14 protein-coding genes are annotated in these 17,292 nt (G+C 75.9%); all 14 read right to left on the minus strand.

Features of this window, described 5'->3' with window-relative positions:
* Window positions 1-4: 4 nt before the first annotated feature.
* From HCK04_RS17945 to HCK04_RS18010, 14 genes are read right to left on the minus strand one after another with little or no spacing between them, the layout of a single operon-like run.
* Window positions 5-874 carry a sirohydrochlorin chelatase gene (locus HCK04_RS17945; protein WP_142648486.1) on the minus strand — a complete coding sequence of 290 codons (870 nt, stop codon included), beginning with the start codon at window positions 872-874 and terminating at the stop codon, window positions 5-7.
* Window positions 871-1,458, minus strand: a complete 588-nt coding sequence (locus tag HCK04_RS17950; RefSeq protein WP_142648487.1) for a precorrin-8X methylmutase — start codon at window positions 1,456-1,458, stop codon at window positions 871-873. Before HCK04_RS17950 ends, HCK04_RS17945 begins: the two co-directional genes overlap by 4 nt.
* On the minus strand, window positions 1,455-2,561 hold the full coding sequence (locus HCK04_RS17955) for a HoxN/HupN/NixA family nickel/cobalt transporter (protein ID WP_205830397.1): 1,107 nt from the start codon (window positions 2,559-2,561) through the stop codon (window positions 1,455-1,457). The genes HCK04_RS17950 and HCK04_RS17955 overlap by 4 nt, the downstream gene beginning before the upstream one ends.
* Entirely contained in the window at window positions 2,558-2,776 is a 219-nt protein-coding gene (locus tag HCK04_RS42480; RefSeq protein ID WP_142648489.1) for a 4Fe-4S binding protein, read from the minus strand. The genes HCK04_RS17955 and HCK04_RS42480 overlap by 4 nt, the downstream gene beginning before the upstream one ends.
* The gene (gene cobJ / locus HCK04_RS42485; protein ID WP_142648490.1) at window positions 2,755-4,440 is read right to left on the minus strand and encodes a precorrin-3B C(17)-methyltransferase; all 1,686 of its coding nucleotides are present in this window, start codon (window positions 4,438-4,440) and stop codon (window positions 2,755-2,757) included. The genes HCK04_RS42480 and cobJ overlap by 22 nt, the downstream gene beginning before the upstream one ends.
* Window positions 4,437-5,636: a precorrin-6y C5,15-methyltransferase (decarboxylating) subunit CbiE gene (gene cbiE, locus HCK04_RS17970; RefSeq protein WP_142648491.1), complete on the minus strand. Its 1,200-nt coding sequence runs from the start codon at window positions 5,634-5,636 to the stop codon at window positions 4,437-4,439. Before cbiE ends, cobJ begins: the two co-directional genes overlap by 4 nt.
* A gap of 5 nt (window positions 5,637-5,641) precedes the next feature.
* Complete coding sequence (locus tag HCK04_RS17975; RefSeq protein ID WP_142648492.1) at window positions 5,642-6,787, minus strand: cobalt-precorrin-5B (C(1))-methyltransferase; 1,146 nt, start codon at window positions 6,785-6,787, stop codon at window positions 5,642-5,644.
* Entirely contained in the window at window positions 6,784-7,593 is an 810-nt protein-coding gene (cobM, locus tag HCK04_RS17980; protein WP_142648493.1) for a precorrin-4 C(11)-methyltransferase, read from the minus strand. Before cobM ends, HCK04_RS17975 begins: the two co-directional genes overlap by 4 nt.
* Window positions 7,590-8,324: a precorrin-2 C(20)-methyltransferase gene (gene cobI, locus HCK04_RS17985; protein WP_142648494.1), complete on the minus strand. Its 735-nt coding sequence runs from the start codon at window positions 8,322-8,324 to the stop codon at window positions 7,590-7,592. The genes cobM and cobI overlap by 4 nt, the downstream gene beginning before the upstream one ends.
* Window positions 8,321-9,643 carry a cobyrinate a,c-diamide synthase gene (locus HCK04_RS17990; protein ID WP_142648495.1) on the minus strand — a complete coding sequence of 441 codons (1,323 nt, stop codon included), beginning with the start codon at window positions 9,641-9,643 and terminating at the stop codon, window positions 8,321-8,323. The genes cobI and HCK04_RS17990 overlap by 4 nt, the downstream gene beginning before the upstream one ends.
* Window positions 9,644-9,650: 7 nt before the next feature.
* Entirely contained in the window at window positions 9,651-10,265 is a 615-nt protein-coding gene (cobO, locus tag HCK04_RS17995) for a cob(I)yrinic acid a,c-diamide adenosyltransferase (protein ID WP_142648496.1), read from the minus strand.
* Window positions 10,266-12,215, minus strand: a complete 1,950-nt coding sequence (locus tag HCK04_RS18000; RefSeq protein WP_142648497.1) for a putative cobaltochelatase — start codon at window positions 12,213-12,215, stop codon at window positions 10,266-10,268.
* Window positions 12,212-15,763 carry a cobaltochelatase subunit CobN gene (cobN, locus tag HCK04_RS18005; RefSeq protein ID WP_185948985.1) on the minus strand — a complete coding sequence of 1,184 codons (3,552 nt, stop codon included), beginning with the start codon at window positions 15,761-15,763 and terminating at the stop codon, window positions 12,212-12,214. Before cobN ends, HCK04_RS18000 begins: the two co-directional genes overlap by 4 nt.
* A complete protein-coding gene (locus HCK04_RS18010) occupies window positions 15,760-17,262 on the minus strand; it encodes a cobyric acid synthase (protein ID WP_260617316.1) in 1,503 nt (500 codons plus the stop codon). Before HCK04_RS18010 ends, cobN begins: the two co-directional genes overlap by 4 nt.
* Window positions 17,263-17,292: the final 30 nt, after the last annotated feature.

Here is a 17,292-nt window from a genome sequence, read left to right on the forward strand (position 1 = left end):
TCTCCTAGGCGTGCACGTGCGCCGGGTCATCGGGATGGTGGTGCGGGTGCTGGGCGGCGCCCACCCGGTGCTCGTGGCCCGGCAACGGCACCCGGTAGAGACAGGTGTCGCAGTTCATCCGGATGTCGCCGCGCAGCGCCTCGTGGTAGCGCTCCAGCACGAGGCCGGCCAGCGCGGGCGCGGGCCCGATCACGTCGGCGCAGCGCACCTCGACCTCGGGGTGCGCCGCGGCCCACTCCCGTGCCTGCTCGGCCGTACGGTCCGGGAGCACGCCGCTGAACAGGAAGTAGGGCAGGACGACGATCCGGCGGGCGCCGAGCAGCCGGGCCCGTTCGAGCGCGGCCGGCACGCCGGGATCGGCGAGGCTGATGAACGCGGGCTCGACTCCGGCCAGGCCGCGTCCCTCCCACAGCAGCCGGGCCACCTTGACGTGTTCGGCGTTCGCGTCGGGGTCGGAGGAGCCGCGGCCGACGAGCACGACGGTGGTCTCCGGGCGCTCGGACGGGTCGAGCACCGCGTCGAGCCGCTCGTCGAGCAACTGGAGCAGGGTGGGGTGCGGCCCGAGCGGCCTGCCGTACGCGTAGCCGAGGCCGGGGTGGCGGAGCGCCTCCCGGCGCAGCGCGGCGGGCACGTCGCCCTTGGCGTGCCCGGCCGCGACCAGCACGAGCGGAACCACGCCGAGCCTCGTGTGCCCGGCCCTGGTCAGCGTCGCGACCGCCTCACGCAGCGGCGGGTAGGACAGTTCGATGAACCCGCCGGCGACCGGGACGGGGGACAGGGCGGCCACCTCCTCGACCAGCAGGTGGAAGCCGCGGACTCCGGCCGGGTCCCGCGTGCCGTGGCCGACGAGGAGCAGCGCCGGCGAGCCGGTCATAGTGGATCCTCCCGATCTTCTGAGGCGTACAGAAGTGCGTTGACGGCGGCGGCGGCGACCGCCGAACCGCCCTTCTCGCCGCGGTTGCTGACCGCGGGCAGTCCCGACGCGCGCAGGGCGGCCTTGCTCTCGGCCGCGCCGACGAACCCGACGGGCAGGCCGACGACGAGCGCGGGGCGGACGCCGAGGCGCAGGATCTCCTCCAGCGCGGTGGGAGCGTTGCCCACGGCCCACACCGCCCCCGGGCCCACCTCGTCGTACGCCAGGTGGACGGCGGCGGCGCTGCGGGTCAGGCCGTCCCGCGCGACGGCCCGGCGTACGTGGCAGACGGGGGCGACGGCGGTGATCCCGGCCGCGACCATCTCGACGTCGGTGACCACGGGGGCGCCGGCGCGCAGGGCGTCCGCGGCCCGCCGCAGGTCCTCCTCGGCGGAGACGACGAGGTCGGCCAGGTAGCCGAGGTCGGCGCTCGCGTGGATGACCCGCTCGGTCACGGCGCGGGTCAGCGGCGGCAGCCCGGAGGTGTCGGCCCGGGAGCGCAGGATCTCGTACGACCTCGCCTCGATGGGGTGCACGATCCTCATTCGGCGTACCTCCGGCCGAGCCCGGACAGCCGCCACACGATGGCGGCGCCCGCCCAGACGACGGCGAATGCGGCGACGATGACGTAGCCGAGCATCTCGAAGTGCTCGGCGAGCGACGCGTACGCCGCGAGAGGTCCGCGGAGTCCCCCGAGCCCACCGGTCCCGGCTGCCTCGGTCAGCAGCCCGGCGAGGTAGACGCTCGCGATGAAGGCGGCCACGACGACGGTCATCCCGGTCGTCGCCGCGTTGTAGTAGAGCCGCCGGGCGGGGCTGCGGTGCGCCCAGGAGTAGGCGCGCGACATCAGCAGACTGTCGGCGGTGTCGCAGGCGGTCATCCCGGCCGCGAACAGCAGGGGCAGGGTCAGCACCGCGAGGGCGGGCAGCCCGCCCTGCGCCGCCGTGCCTGCCGACAGCGCGAGCAACGTGACCTCGCTGGCGGTCTCCAGGCCGAGCCCGAACAGGATGCCGACGGGATACATGTGCCACGACGACCGGATCAGCCCGCGCGCCCGGCGGCCGAGCATCCGGTTGAGCAGGCCGCGGTTGAGCAGCAGCACCTCCAGCTCGTTCCGGTCGAGCGTGCCGCGTGTCATCCGGCGCCACAGGCCGATCACCCCGGCGAGGACGAGAGCGTTGAGGACGGCGACGAGCAGCAGGAACGACATGGCGACCACCTGGGACACCAGGCCGCCGACGTGCCGGAACTCCTCGACGCCGTCCCCGGCCGCCGCCGCTCCCGCGGCGGCCGCGACGATCATGGCGAGCACCAGGACGACGGTCGAGTGGCCCAGGGCGAAGAAGAAGCCGACGCCGACGGGACGGCGGCCCCGCTGCATCATGAGCCGGGTCGTGTCGTCGATGGCGGCGATGTGGTCGGCGTCGAAGGCGTGGCGGACGCCGAGGCTGTAGGCGAGCGTCCCGGCGCCCGCGAACGCCCCGGCCCCGGCCAGGCCGTTCGCGTAGTAGAGGTAGAGCGCCCAGCCCGCGATGTGCAGGGCGGCGACGACGGCGACGATGCCGCCGATCCTGGCCCGTTCGCGGGGCGTCCAGGCCCCGTGGGATTCGACACTGTGGGTTTCGACACTGTGGGTTTCGACACTCACGCCCGCACCTCCAGTACGGCGTCGACGGGGCATACCTCGGCGCACTCGCCGCAGCGGGTGCACCGGCTGTCGAGCACGACGAGCGAAGCGCCGGGCCGGCTGTCGGGCCGATCACCGGGCCGGCCACTGGGACGGATCGCGTGCTCGGGACAGGTGAGCAGGCAGGCGCCGCATCCGGCGCACGCCTCGGTTACTAGGTAGGCGAGGGCTGCCACGCGTACCCCCTCGGCGTCACGAAGCGGCCCGCCACGACCCTGCTGGACGTGGCGCCGACGATCACGAGACTGCGCATGGTCACGGCGGACACGTCGAGCCGGCCGAGCGTGGTCAGCGTGACGCTCTCCCCGGGGCGGGTCGCGTCGGTCACCACTCCCGCCGGGGTGCCGGGCCCGCGCCGTTCGGCGAGGATCTCCAGCGCCCGGGGAAGCTGCCGGTCGCGCCCGCGCGAGCGGGGGTTGTAGAAGGCCACGACGAGGTCGGCGTCGGCCGCCGCCCGCACACGTCGTTCGATCGCCTCCCATGGGGTGTGCAGGTCGGACAGGCTGATCGCGCAGTGGTCGTGGCCGAGCGGCGCGCCGAGCAGCGCGCCGGCGGCGAGCATGGCCGTCACCCCCGGCACACTCACCACATCGAAGGTGTCGTCGGCGAATTCGAGTGCCGGCGCGGCCATCGCGTAGACGCCCGCATCGCCGCTGCCGACGAGCGCGACCGCGTGCCCCTCGCGGGCCAGCCGTACGGCGGTGCGGGCGCGTTCCTCCTCCGCGCCGAGGCCCGACGCGATGACACGCGTGCCGGGGCGCAGCAGGTCGCGGATCTGGTCGACGTACTGGTCGAGGCCGACGAGGTAGCCACAGCGGCGCACTTCGGCGACGGCGCGCGGGGTCATCAGGTCGCGGGCGCCGGGGCCGAGGCCGACGATCGCGAGCCTGCCGCGGGGCCGCAGCCGTGCGACGGCCGCGGTCGCCATCGCCGACCTGCGCTTGGGCACCACGAGCTCGCCGCCGCCGGCGAGCGCGGCGGCCTCCGCCACGCTGGGGGTGCCGACCGCCCGGCGGACGACCTCGCTGGGGTGCGGCACCTCGACCCGGGCGAGCCGCTCGGCGGGGTGGGTGACGAGCGGCACGCCGAGCGTGCGGGCGGCCTCGACGATCCCGGCCTCGTCCGCCTTCACGTCGGCGGTGGCCAGGCGGACGACCGAGCGGGGCGACAGCCCGGCATCGGCGAGCGCCTCACGGATGAGCGCGAGGACCTCCTCGGCGGCGACGCCCCGGCTCGCGCCGACGCCGACGACGAGGCTCGGCGGCCGGACGACGACGGCCGGGCGGGGCGGTTCCACGAGCCGGTCGGTGACCACGACACACGGCGGACGCGGCGTCTCCGCCGCGACGACGGGCAGGGGCGGCAGCGGCCAGGTGGCGTCGGCGGTGAGCGTCACGCCCTCACCATCGAGGAGCGCACGGGTCACGGCCGCCACGTCGCCCTCGACCGGCAGGCCGAGCGTGTCGAGCGCGCCCGTCCCGGTGGCGTCGGTCGCGGTGGTGACGACGGGAGTCGCGCCGAGCACGTCGGCGACCTCGTGCGCGAGCCGGTTGGAACCCCCACTATGACCGTCGCCATGACCCCCGATCAGGGCCACGGCGAAGCGGCGCGCCTCGTCCACGCAGACCACCCCGGGGTCCTCGTGCTTGCCGCCCAGCAGCGGGGCGATCAGCCGTACGGTGGCGCCGGTCGCGAGGAAGCACACGATGCGGTCGCATTCGCGCCAGGCCCGCGCCAGGTCGGCCACCGGATATGACCGAGTGTGCGGCCACGCCCGCTCCAGCAGCGCGGCGGCGGCCCGGCCCGCCTTGGTCGCGGTGACCAGTCCGATGACCGTCATCGATGCCCCCACACGAGAAAGACGGGATTGGCGGCCACGAGCCTGGTCGCGCCGTCCGGCAGCGCGCCGAACCTGCTCGCCGCCAGCGACACGCCCCCGACCTCGTACGACGCCGTGGCCAGCGCGTCGCGTACGGCGGGCAGCCGGTCGACGGCGGCGAGCGCGACGACCACGGCCCGCGCGCCGAGGGCCGCCACGTGGCTCACCACGCCCGGCCCGCCGCCGCCCACGAACACGGCGTCCGGGGCGGGGAGCCCGGCCAGGCAGCCGGGGGCCGCGCCGTGCACCACCCGCACCTCGACGCCGTACGCGGCGGCGTTGCGGCGGGTGCGGTCGCACTGGGCGGGATCGCGGTCGACGGCGACGACGGCGGCGCCGAAACGGGCCGCCTCGACGGCCACGGAACCACTGCCGCAGCCGAGATCCCACACCAGGTCGCCCACGCGGGGACCGAGATGCGCGAGGGCCAGCGCCCGCACCTCCGCCTTGGTGATCATGCCGTCGCGGTGCTCGAAGCGCTCCTCGGGCAGGCCCCACCGTTCCGGAGCCGGGTTCGGCGGCGCGGCCCAGCCACGCGGAGACGGGCCGTCCGCCAGGCACAGCACCACGCTGGGGCCGGCCCACTCCCTCCCGGCGGCCTCCTCGGGCGTGCACGGGGTGACCCGCTGATCGGCGGCCCCGAGGCGTTCGGCGACCAGGAGACGGCGCGGCCAGCCGCGCAGCGCCGCGCCGATCTCGGCGGGACCCGCGCCGGGGGCGGTGAGCACGGCGACCTTCGCCAGCGCCCGGCAGGCGTTGACCGCCCGGCGGGGGTCGCGCCCGTGCGCGCTCACCACGACGGCGTCGTCCCAGTTCAGCCCGGCCAGGCCGAAGGCCGCCGCGACCGAGGAGACGGCGGGCGCGACCTCGACGTCCAGGCCGTGCTCGCGCAGCAGGCGGACGAGGCCGAAGAACCCGGGGTCGCCCGAGGCGAGCACGACGGCCGGGCCGTCGTGGCCCGCGAGGGCCCGCACGCCCGCCGTGACGTTCCCCAGCACGACGCGCTCCGCCTGCCGGGGGATGGGCAGCGCGTCCAGGTGGCGGGCGGCGCCGGCGACCAGCGTCGCCTCGGCCAGCCGCGCGGCCGCCCAGGAGGCGAGCGGCCGTCCGTCGACGCCGATGACGGTCACCACCCGCGTCACCATCCGCGTCACCATCCGCGTCACCACCCGGGTGCCTCCGCGCTGGAGGCGACCGGCGCGTTCCCGTCCGGATCGACCATGATCACCGAGGCGGTGAGCGCGCCGTCGCAGAACCGCTCAAGCACGTCCTTGACCCGGGCGCACAACACCCGCCCGGCGGGTTCGAGCAGCCCGGCGGCCTCCCACAGCTCGTACGCGTGCCGGGCGGTGTTGGCCTCGCCGACCCGCCCGGCCAGGGACTCGCCGCCGCCGGCCTCGCGGGTCACCCGGGCCAGCAGGTCCTTGTCGATCTTCGACCGGGTGTAGTGGGTCATCAGCACCCCGGCCGCGAGCTTGGTCAGCTTGCCGGCCATGCCGACGAACAGCACGTCGGTGAGCCCCGCGTCGACGGCCCGGCGCAGCGCGGCCCCGGTGAAGTCGCCGACCTCGACGAAGCACACGGGCGGCAGGTCGGGCCGCAGCCGCATCGCGGCGCGGTCGGTGCGCCCGCCCGTGGACAGCACGAGCGTGCGCTCACCCTGCGCCGCCATCACGTCGATGGCCTGCACGACCGAGGAACGCCACGACTCGGTGGAGAACGGCCGCACGATCCCGGTCGTGCCGAGGATCGAGATGCCGCCGATGATGCCGAGCCTGGCGTTGGTGGTCTTGCGGGCCATCCGCTCGCCCTCGGGCACGCTGATGATCACGCGGACGCCGCGCCGGCCCAGGTCGACGACCTCGCCGACGGCCTGGGTGATCTGTGCCCGGGGCACCGGGTTGATGGCCGGGCCGCCGACCTCCAGGCCGAGGCCGGGCCGGGTGACCACGCCCACGCCGACGCCGCCGTCCAGTTCGATGCCGGCCTCGGGCCGCCACGACACCGTCGCGGTCAGGTGCGCGCCGTGGGTCACGTCGGGGTCGTCCCCCGCGTCCTTGACGACGACGGCCGTGGCCTTCGCGTCCGCCACGTCGTACGAGTCGACGGGCAGCGTCACCCGGCCGCCGCCCGGCAGCGGCGTGTCCACCGTGGACGGGGTGTCGCCGTGCGCGAGCGCGATGCTGGCGGCCTTGGCGGCGGCGGCCCCGCAGGTGCCGGTCGTCCATCCGGTGCGCAGCGCCCGCTTGCGCACCCGCATCGTGCGCGGCAGGTCGGGCTCGCGCAGTTCTGGGGTCTCGCTCATCATGATCCCCGCAATGCTCGGCGGGCGGCAGGGTCGGACCGGCGGTGGCCGTGGAAGTGACCGGGGTGATAGAGGTGCGAGCGCGTGCCGTGGGCCTCCAGCGCGGGCCCGACCAGCACCAGTGTGTGCTTCCACAGCCGGTGGGCGCGCATGGTCGCCGCCAGCTCGTCCAGGCGGCAGCGCAGCACCAGCTCGTCCTCCCACGTGACCCGGTAGCCGACCACGCACGCCGTCTCGGGCGGGTAGCCGCCCGCCAGCAGCTCCTCCTGCAACCGGCCCGCGCGGGCCGCCGACAGGAACAGCGCCATCGTCGTGCCGTGCGCGGCGAACTCCCGCACGGTCTCGCCCTCGGGCATGGGCGTCTTGCCGCCCTCCAGCCGGGTGAGCACGACCGACTGCGCGACCTCCGGCACGGTCAGCTCCCGCCGTACGGCGGCGGCGACGGCGGTGAAGCTGGACACCCCCGGCACGATCTCGGTCTCCAGCCCGAGCGCGGCGCACCGGTCGAGCTGCTCCTGGACCGCCCCCCACAGGGCGGGGTCGCCGGAGTGCACGCGGGCCACGCGCAGCCCGTCGCGGGCCGCCTCCTCATACAGGGCGACGGCCTCCTCCAGGGGCACGGCGGCGGAGTCGACCACCCGGGTGCCGTCGCGGGCGTGCTCGATCACGCCGGGATGGACCAGGCTGGAGGCCCAGATCACGACGTCGGCCTCGGCGATGGCCGCCGCGCCGCGCAGCGTGAGCAGGTCGGGCGCGCCCGGCCCCGCCCCGACGAAGGTCACCCTGCCCCTCGGAACAGGCCCGGTCACAGCCGGCCTCCCCGGCCCGTGCGCTTCCGGGTCACCAGCAGCGCGGACAGGTAGGGCCCGGCCTCGTCCGGATCGAGCCCGGCGGCGGGCCGCACGTCCTCCTCCGGCAGCCCGAGCGACGCGCCGTACACCGCGCCGCCGATGCGGCCGGAGTCGCGGACGGCGGCCAGGACCTGGGGCAGCATGCGTCCTCCCTTGTAGGCGACGACGGTGTCGTGGGCGTCGAGCGCCCCGCGCAGGGCGTCGAGCCCCGCCGTCAGCGGCATCAGCGCGAGCGACTCACGGCCCTCGACCAGGACGGTGCCGCTGCTCGCGGCGAGCGCCTGCATGGCGGTGATGCCGGGGACCGTGCGGACCTCCACCTCCGGCACGAGCCCGCGCACGGTCTCGGCCAGGTAGGTGAAGGTGCTGTAGACGTTGGGGTCGCCGATCGTCGCGAACGCGACCGTCCGCGCGCCGGTGTCGTACGTGGCGGCGACGGCCGCCCCCGCCGCGTCCCAGGCGGCGGCACGGCGCGGGCCGCTCCCCGGTGGATCGCTGAGGGCGAACTCCAGCCGCAGCACGTCCCGCCCGGTGTGGGCGCGGACGATCCGCTCGGCGCGGCCCTCCTCGCCGGTGTCGGCGACCGGCACCACCACGACGTCGGCCTCACGCAGCACGCGCACGGCCTTCACCGTCACCAGGTCGGGGTCGCCCGGGCCGACGCCCACCCCGGTCAGCACGGGCCTCATGCGGCGGTCCCGGCGGCCCGTACGAGCTCGGGGGCCAGGCGGGGCGTGCCCGCCCAGTGGGGGTGGAGATAGGAGGCGTGTACGCCGCCCCGGACGAACCCCTCCCGCTTCGGCAGCACGTACGCCGGGGAGTCCCCGGCGGGCGGGGAGCAGGCCGTGCGGTGGAACTCGTGGGCGCGCACGACCGTGCCGTCGGGCCGTACGGCCTCGCGGTAGCCGAGCGTCAGCCGGCCGGTCATCCGCGCCCGCGTGGGCAGCACGCCGCACATCGGCGCGCCGTCGAGCGAGGCGGCCAGGTAGAGCAGGCCCGCGCACTCGGCCACGATGGGCGCGCCGCGGGCCGCCAGCCGGGCGACCTGCTCCCGCAGCGGCGTGTTGGCGGCCAGGTCGGCGGCGTGGACCTCGGGGAATCCGCCGCCGATCACCAGGGCCCGGGTGCCGGGCGGCAGCGCCTCGTCGCGCAGCGGATCGACGTACGCCACCTCGGCACCGGCGGCGGCCAGCAGTTCGGCAGTCTCGGCGTAGGAGAACGTGAACGCGGCACCGGCGGCCACCGCGACCACGGGACGGCCGGGCACCGGGGTTCCCACCGCGTCGGCGGCCGACCACGGCGTGACCGCGAGCGGCGACGCCGCCGAGGCCAGGCGCAGCACGAGATCGAGGTCGCAGTGCCGTTCGACCAGGGCCCCGAGGGCGGCGACGGCCTGCCGTGCCTGCGCGTCGCGTTCGGCGGCGGGCACCAGGCCGAGGTGCCGCGACGGCACGTGCACGGCCGCCTCACGCGGCAGGGCCCCGGCCACCGGGACGCCCAGGGGCCGCAGCGCCTCGCGGAGGATCTCCTCGTGGCGGGCCGAGCCCACCCGGTTCAGCACAACCCCGGCGATCCGTACGGACCGGTCGAAGGTGGCGAAGCCGTGCACGAGGGCCGCGACGGACGCCGCCTGGGACGACGCGTCCACCACGAGCAGCACGGGCGCGTCGAGCAGGCGGGCGACGTGCGCGGTCGACGCCTCGGACGTGGCGGCACGCCCGTCGAAGAGGCCCATCACGCCCTCGACGATCGCCACGTCCGCGCCGCGCGCGCCGTGCGCGAACAGCGGGGCGATCAGGTCCTCCCCGGCGAGGTACGCGTCGAGGTTGCGGCCGGGGCGGCCGGTGGCGAGCGCGTGATAGCCGGGGTCGATGTAGTCGGGGCCCGCCTTGTGCGGCGAGACGGCCAGGCCGCGCGTGGTCAGCGCCGCCATCAGCCCGGTCGCCACGGTGGTCTTGCCCGCGCCCGAGGCGGGGGCGGCGACGACGAGCCGGGGGATCGTCACCATGCGCGCGTCACCATTCGATGCCCCTCTGGCCCTTCTGCCCCGCGTCCATCGGGTGCTTGATCTTGGTCATCTCCACCACGAGGTCGGCGGCCTCGACCAGGCGGGGATCGGCGTCCCTGCCGGTGATCACCACGTGCTGGCGGCCGGGCCGGGCGCGCAGGGTCGCGACGACGTCGTCCACGTCGATCCAGCCCCACTTCATCGGATAGGTGAACTCGTCCAGGACGTACAGGCCGTAGGTCTCGGCGGCGAGGTCGCGCCTGATCTGCGCCCACCCCTCGCGGGCGTCGGCGGCGTGGCCGGCCTCGGTGCCGGGCCGCTGGATCCACGACCAGCCCTCGCCCATCTTGTGCCAGGTCACCGGGCCGCCCTCGCCGGTCTGCTCGTGCAGGCGGCCGAGGGCGCGCAGCGCGGCCTCCTCGCCGACCCGCCACTTGGCGCTCTTGACGAACTGGAACACCCCGACGGGCCAGCCCTGGTTCCAGGCGCGCAGCGCCAGGCCGAAGGCGGCCGTCGACTTCCCCTTCATCTCCCCGGTGTGCACGATGACCAGCGGGCGGTTGCGCCGCTCGCGCGTGGTCAGCCCGTCGTCCGGCACGCCGGCCGGTCTGCCCTGCGGCATCTACGCCACCCTCCTGACGTCACGCACCACCGCGGCCAGATGATCGGCCGCCAGCTCCTCCAGCCGGATCGCGGTCCCGCCGAGCGCGGCGGCGAGCCGCCCGGCCAGGCCGAGCCGTACGGGGCCGTGCTCGCAGTCGACGACGACGCTGGAAATCCCCGTGAGCCGCCGGGCCGCGGCGACCGGGTCGGGGCCCGCGGTGTGCCGCCCGTCGGTGACGACCACGAGCAGCGGACGGCGGCGGGGATCGCGCAGCCGCTCGGCGGCCAGCACCCGTTCGGCCCGGAGCAGCCCGGCGGCCAGCGGAGTGCGCCCGCCGGTGGCGAGCCGGGCCAGCCGGCCGGAGGCCAGATCGACGCTGGAGGTCGGCGGCAGCGCGACCATCGCCTCCGCGCCCCGGAAGGTCACCAGTCCGACCTTGTCGCGGCGCTGGTAGGCGTCGAGCAGCAGGGACAGCACGGCGCCCTTCACCGCGCGCATCCGCGCCCGCGCGGCCATCGACCCGCTCGCGTCCACGCAGAACAGCACGAGGTTCGACTCGCGCCCCTCGCGCAGGGATTCCCGCAGGTCCTCGCGGCGCAGCACCAGGCCGGAACCGGCCCGGCCGCGCCTGTGCTGGTGCGGCGCGGCGGCGGCCAGCGTCGCCGCCAGGTCGAGCCGGCGCAGCCGTCCGCCCGGGGTGCGGGCGCCGGCGGCGCGGCCGGACTCGCCGGTCGTGCGCCCGCGCCGTCCGGCGGGCCCGCCCCGGCCGGTCGCCTCCGGCGCGAGGAGCCGGGTCCGGTACGGGGTCCCAGGGTTCACGGGGGCCTGGCTCACGGGCGCCTGCTCCCCGCCCCCGCCGCCCGAGGGCCCGCCGTCGTCCGGCCCGCCATCAGGCCCCTTATCCGGCGTGTCATCCGCGTCGGTCAGTGCCTGTTCCAGCCGCTCCTCGTCTAGTCCTTGGCCGCCCGTGTCGTCGAACGGGTCGTCGAACGTGTCGTCGAACGGGTCGTCGAACGGGTCACGGCGGCGCCGGTGGGGGAGCGCCAGCCGGGCGGCCGTCCGTACGTCGTCGGAGGTGACCTCATCCCTGCCCTCCCATGCGGCCAGGGCGACGGCCGTACGCGCCATCACGAGGTCGGCGCGCATCCCCTCGACGTCGAAGGCCGCGCACACCGCCGTGATCTTCCGCAGCGCGTCGTCGGGAAGCGCCAGGGCGGGCAGCCGGTCGCGCGCCGCCGCGATCCGCAGGGCGAGATCGTGCTCCCCACCGGCGTACGCGCGCGCGAAGCCGGCCGGGTCGGCCTCGAAGGCGAGGCGGCGGCGCACCACCTCGGCCCGCTCCGCCGGGTCGCGGGACGCGCGAACCTCGACGGCCAGGCCGAACCGGTCGAGGAGCTGCGGGCGCAGCTCGCCCTCCTCCGGGTTCATCGTGCCGACCAGCAGGAAGCGGGCCGCGTGGCGGACCGACACGCCCTCGCGCTCCACGTGGGCCACGCCCATCGCCGCCGCGTCGAGCAGCAGGTCGACCAGGTGGTCGTGGAGCAGGTTGACCTCGTCCACGTAGAGCACGCCCCGGTGGGCCGCCGCGAGCAGGCCCGGCTCGTACGCCTTGACGCCCTCGGTCAGCGCCCGCTCCAGGTCGAGCGACCCGGCCACGCGGTCCTCCGACGCGCCCACCGGCAGTTCCACCAGCCGGGCCGGGCGCGGGTGCGGGGACAGGCCGTTCGCGTGCGGGCCGTCCGGGCACGACGGGTCGGGCGCGGCGGGGTCGCAGGAGAACCGGCAGCCCGCGACCACCGCCACCCGCGGCAGCAGGGCCGCGAGCGACCGCACCACGGTCGACTTCGCCGTGCCCTTCTCGCCCCGCACGAGCACGCCGCCGATCGCGGGCGACACCGCGTTGAGCAGCAGCGCCAGCTTGAGGTCGTCGTGCCCGACGACCGCGCTGAACGGGTATCCCACGGTCACTTGCCCGCCTCCAGGTCGCCTTCCATCTCCAGGTACGTCGCCCGCAGCCCGTCGAGGGTCTCCGGCGACGGCTCGGCCCACAGGCCGCGGTCGGCCGCCTCCAGCAGCCGTTCGGTGATGCCGCGCAGCGCCCAGGGGTTGGACGCCCGCATGAACTCCCGCACCTGCGGGTCGAAGACGTAGGAGGAGGCGAGCGACTCGTACATCCAGTCGTCCACCACCCCGGCCGTGGCGTCGAACCCGAACAGGTAGTCCACCGTGGCCGCCATCTCGAACGCGCCCTTGTAGCCGTGCCGCCGCATCGCCGCGATCCAGCGCGGGTTGACCACCCGCGACCGGAACACCCGCCGCGTCTCCTCGCCCAGCGTCCGGGTGCGCACCGCGTCGGGGACGTGGGAGTCGCCCACGTACGCCGCCGGGGACCGGCCGGTCAGGTGGCGGACCATGGCGACCATCCCGCCGTGGTACTGGAAGTAGTCGTCGGAGTCGGCGATGTCGTGCTCGCGGTTGTCCTGGTTCTTGGCCGCCACGTCGATGCGCCGGAACGCCGCCTCCATGTCCGCGCGGGCCTCCCGCCCGTCGAGGCCCTCGCCGTACGCGTAGCCGCCCCACACCGCGTACACCTCGGCGAGGTCGGCGTCGTCGCGCCAGTTGCGGGCGTCGATGAGCGGCAGCAGGCCCGCGCCGTACGCGCCGGGTTTGGAACCGAAGACGCGGCTGGTGGCGCGGCGCTCATCGCCGTGCCGGGCGAGGTCGGCGTGGACGTGCGCGCGCAGCGGGTTGACCTCGGCGGGCTCGTCCAGCGCGGCGACCGTGCGGACGGCCTCGTCGAGCAGCGCCACGACGTGCGGGAACGCGTCGCGGAAGAATCCGCTGATCCGCACGATCACGTCCACGCGGGGGCGGCCCAGCTCCTCGGCGGGCATGACGGAGAAGCCGGTGACCCGGCGGGAGGCGTCGTCCCACTCCGGGCGCACGCCGAGCAGGGCCATGATCTCGGCGATGTCGTCGCCCTGGGTGCGCATCGCGCTGGTGCCCCAGACCGTGAGCCCGACCGTGCGCGGATGTTCGCCGGTGTCGGCGTGGTAGCGCTCGACCAGCGAGGCCGCGAGCGCCGAGCCGGTCTCCCAGGCCAGCCGCGACGGGATGGCCTTGGGATCCACGGAGTAGAAGTTGCGGCCGGTCGGCAGCACGCCGACCAGCCCGCGCGTGGGCGACCCGGAAGGACCGGCGGGCACATATCCGCCGTCGAGCGCGTGCAGCACATGCGCCACCTCGTCCGTCGTCCGGTCGAGCCGGGGCACGACCTCGGTCGCGGCGAAGCGCAGCACCCGGGCGACCTCTGGTAAGTCCGTGACCACGCCGGCCGCCGCGGGGTCCCAGCCGTGGTCCTCCATGGCCTGGACCAGCCGCCGCGCCTCGGCCTCGAACGCGTCCACCTCGGCCGAGGCGGCGTCTCCCGGCAGGCCGAGGGCCTCGCGCAGGCCGGGCAGCGCCCCGGCGGCGCCGGCCCAGACCTGGCGGGCGCGCAGCACGGCGAGCACCAGGTCGACCCGGGCCTCCCCGGTGTGGACCTGGCCCAGCACGTGCAGGCCGTCGCGGATCTGCGCGTCCTTGATCTCGCACAGGTAGCCGTCGACGTGCAGCAGGAAGTCGTCGAACTCCGTGTCCTGCGGCCGCTCGTCCACGTGCAGGTCGTGGTGGAGCTGGGCGGCCTGGATCAGCGTCCAGATCCGTGCCCGTACGGCCGGCAGCTTGGCCGGGTCGAGCGCGGCCACGGTGGCGTGCTCGTCCAGCAGCTGCTCCAGCCGGGCGAGGTCGCCGTAGGAGTCGGCCCGCGCCATCGGCGGGATCAGGTGGTCGACCACGGTGGCGTGGGCCCGCCGCTTGGCCTGGGTGCCCTCGCCGGGGTCGTTGACGATGAACGGGTAGACCAGCGGCAGCGCGCCGAGCGCGGCGTCGGGCGCGCACGACGCCGCCAGCCCGAGCCCCTTGCCCGGAAGCCACTCCAGCGTGCCGTGCTTGCCGAGGTGGACGACCGCGTGCGCGCCGAACTCGCGGGCCAGCCACCAGTACGCCGCGAGGTAGTGGTGGCTGGGCGGCAGGTCGGGGTCGTGATAGATGGCGACCGGGTTCTCGCCGAATCCCCGGGGCGGCTGGATCGCGAGCAGGACGTTGCCGAACCGCAGCGCCGCGAGCACGATGTCGGTGCCGTCCACATAGAGGGAGCCCGGCGGCGGCCCCCAGTGGGCGGTCACCGCGTCGCGCAGGTCGCCGGGCAGCGCCGCGAACCACTCCCGGTAGGCGTGCAGCGGCACGCGGGCGGGGGCGGCCTCGATCTGCTCCTCGGTGAGCCACTCCACGTCGTGGCCGCCGGCCGCGATCAGGGCGTGGATCAGCGCGTCGCCGTCGTCGGGCGCGTCGCCCACGTCATATCCGGCGTCGCGCAGGGCGCGCAGCAGCACGACGGCGGAGGCCGGGGTGTCGAGCCCGACGGCGTTGCCGACCCGGGAGTGCCGCGTGGGATAGGACGACAGCACGATCGCCAGGCGCTTGTCCGCGTTCGGCACGTGGCGCAGCCGGGCGTGCGCGACCGCGAGCGCGGCCACCCGGGCGCACCGCTCGGCGTCGGCGACGTAGACCGGCACGCCGTCGGGCCCGTCCTCCTTGAACGAGAACGGCACGGTGATCAGGCGCCCGTCGAACTCGGGCACCGCCACCTGCATCGCGGCGTCCATCGGGGACAGCCCGGCGTCGGAGTCCGCCCACACCGCGCGGGGCGTGGTCAGGCACAGCGCCTGCAGCACCGGCACGTCGAGGGCGGCCAGCGCCCCCGCGTCCCAGGCGTCCTCGTCGCCCCCGGCGCTCGCGGCGGCGGCGACCGCCCCGCCCGCGGCCAGCACGGTGACGACCAGCGCGTCCACGGGCCGCAGCAGGTCGAGCAGGTCGTCACCCGCGCCCCGGAGCGATCCGCAGAAGACCGGCAGCACGTCGGCGCCCGCCGCTTCGACGGCGTCGCACAGCGCGTCGACGAACGCCGTGTTGCCCGACAGCTCGTGCGCCCGGTAGTAGACCACGCCGACCAGCGGGCGGCCCTCCCGGCGGGCGCGGCCGGGCCGTACGCCGGACTCGGGCGTGGGCCGGGGCGGCGCGAAGCCCTCGCCGGTCAGCAGGAGCGTGTCGGACAGGAAGCGGCGCAGCTCCGCGAGGTTGTCCGGGCCGCCCTCGGCCAGATAGGCGAGCGCCTGCGCGGCGACCCCGGACGGCACGGTGGACAGGGCCATCAGCGCGGCGTCCGGGGCCTGCTCGCCGCCCAGGACCACGGTGGGCAGCCCGGCCGCGAGCACGGCGTCGAGTCCCTCGGGCCAGGAGCGCCTGCCGCCGAGCAGCCGGACGACGACGGCGCCCACGCCGTCCACCAGGGCGGGCACGTCCTCCGCGGCCGTACGCGCGGGGTTGGCGACCCGCCAGCCGGCCCCGCTCCGGGTCGCGGCGAGCAGCTCGGTGTCGGCGGTGGACAGCAGCAGCATCCTCGGCGCTGTCGTCATGGACGGTCCTCCCGCAGCGTGAGCTCGGCGATGGGCAGGCCGGTGGGCACGCCGCGCTCGATGAGCCGCCACACGGCCTCGGTGTCGAGGTGCTCCTCCACGAGGTCGCCCAGGGCGTCGAGGCGGGCCTCCCGGTGCGCGGCGAACGTTCCGGTCCCGGGCAGCCAGGCCCGGCCGGTGACGGCGGCGACCTCGGCGAGGAAGGCCCGGCGGAATCCGTCGCGCTCGAACAGGCCGTGCCAGGTCGTGCCCCACACCTGCCCGGCCCGGCAGCCGTCGAGGAACGGCTCGCCGCCGTCGAAGGTCACCCGGCCGTGGTGGATCTGGTAGCCCGCGACCACGTGACCCCGCCACTCGCCCTCCGCGAGCGTGAGCACCTTGCCCGGCGCGTACGCCGTCCGGGCAGGCAGCAGCCCGAGGCCGGGCACCCGGCCGGCCCGGCTCTCGACCTCGTCGTCGATGACCGTGCCGAGCATCTGGTAGCCGCCGCAGATCCCGAGCACCGGGCGGCCCTCGGCGGCGCGGCGGCGCAGCGCCTCGTCCAGGCCGCGCTCGCGCAGCCAGGCGAGGTCGCCGACGGTGGCGCGGGTGCCGGGCAGCACGACGAGGTCGGCGTCGGCGAGCTCGGCGGGGGTGGTGACGAGGCGGACGCTCACCCCCGGCTCGGCGGCGAGCGCGTCGGCGTCGGTGACGTTGGACATGCGCGGCAGCCGCACGAGGGCCACGCGCAGCACGTCACGTCCCACCGGCGGGGTGAGCAGGCCGGGACGGCTGTCGAGGTCGAGGGAGTCCTCCACGTCGAGCCACAGGCCCGAGCGCCACGGCAGCACGCCGAGGCACGGCCGGCCGGTCGCCTCCGTGAGCCAGTCGAGCCCCGGCCGCAGCAGCGCGAGGTCGCCGCGGAACTTGTTGACCACGAAGCCCGCGATGTGCCGCTGGTCGTGCCGGTCGAGCACGGCGAGGGTGCCGGCGAAGTGCGCGAGCACGCCACCCCTGTCGATGTCGCCGACGACGAGCGCCGGCAGGCCGGCGGCGCGGGCCAGGCCCATGTTGGCGATGTCGCGGTCGCGCAGGTTGACCTCGGCGGGGCTGCCCGCGCCCTCGCAGATCACGACGTCGTAGCGGCGGCGCAGGCCGTCGAGCGCGTCGAGGGCGACGTCGAGCAGGCGCATCTTGTGGTCGCGGTAGGACATGGCGTCCACGTCGGCGTGCGCGCGGCCGAGCACGACCACGTGGGAGTGCCGATCGCCCGCGGGTTTGATCAGCACCGGGTTCATCGCGGCCTCGGGCTCGACCCGGGCCGCCACGGCCTGCATCGCCTGGGCCCGCCCGATCTCGCCGCCGTCGGCGGTGACCATCGAGTTGAGCGCCATGTTCTGCGCCTTGAACGGCGCGACCCGTACGCCGCGCCGGGCCAGCCACCGGCACAGGCCGGCCACCAGCACGCTCTTTCCCGCGTCGGAGGTCGTGCCCGCCACGAGCAGGCCGCCGCCGGCCACGTCAGCAGGTGGAGCGCGAAACCGGCAGTG

The sequence above is a fragment of the Microbispora sp. CL1-1 genome (assembly GCF_012034195.1).
Lineage (GTDB): Bacteria > Actinomycetota > Actinomycetes > Streptosporangiales > Streptosporangiaceae > Microbispora.

Coding starts and splice junctions, on each gene's coding strand:
- HCK04_RS17945 (WP_142648486.1), bottom strand. CDS start 874: ATGACCGGCTCGCCGGCGCTGCTCCTCGTCGGCCACGGCACGCGGGAC.
- HCK04_RS17950 (WP_142648487.1), bottom strand. CDS start 1,458: ATGAGGATCGTGCACCCCATCGAGGCGAGGTCGTACGAGATCCTGCGC.
- cobJ (WP_142648490.1), bottom strand. CDS start 4,440: ATGACGGTCATCGGACTGGTCACCGCGACCAAGGCGGGCCGGGCCGCC.
- cbiE (WP_142648491.1), bottom strand. CDS start 5,636: ATGGTGACGCGGATGGTGACGCGGGTGGTGACCGTCATCGGCGTCGAC.
- HCK04_RS17975 (WP_142648492.1), bottom strand. CDS start 6,787: ATGATGAGCGAGACCCCAGAACTGCGCGAGCCCGACCTGCCGCGCACG.
- cobI (WP_142648494.1), bottom strand. CDS start 8,324: ATGAGGCCCGTGCTGACCGGGGTGGGCGTCGGCCCGGGCGACCCCGAC.
- HCK04_RS17990 (WP_142648495.1), bottom strand. CDS start 9,643: ATGGTGACGATCCCCCGGCTCGTCGTCGCCGCCCCCGCCTCGGGCGCG.
- cobO (WP_142648496.1), bottom strand. CDS start 10,265: ATGCCGCAGGGCAGACCGGCCGGCGTGCCGGACGACGGGCTGACCACG.
- cobN (WP_185948985.1), bottom strand. CDS start 15,763: ATGACGACAGCGCCGAGGATGCTGCTGCTGTCCACCGCCGACACCGAG.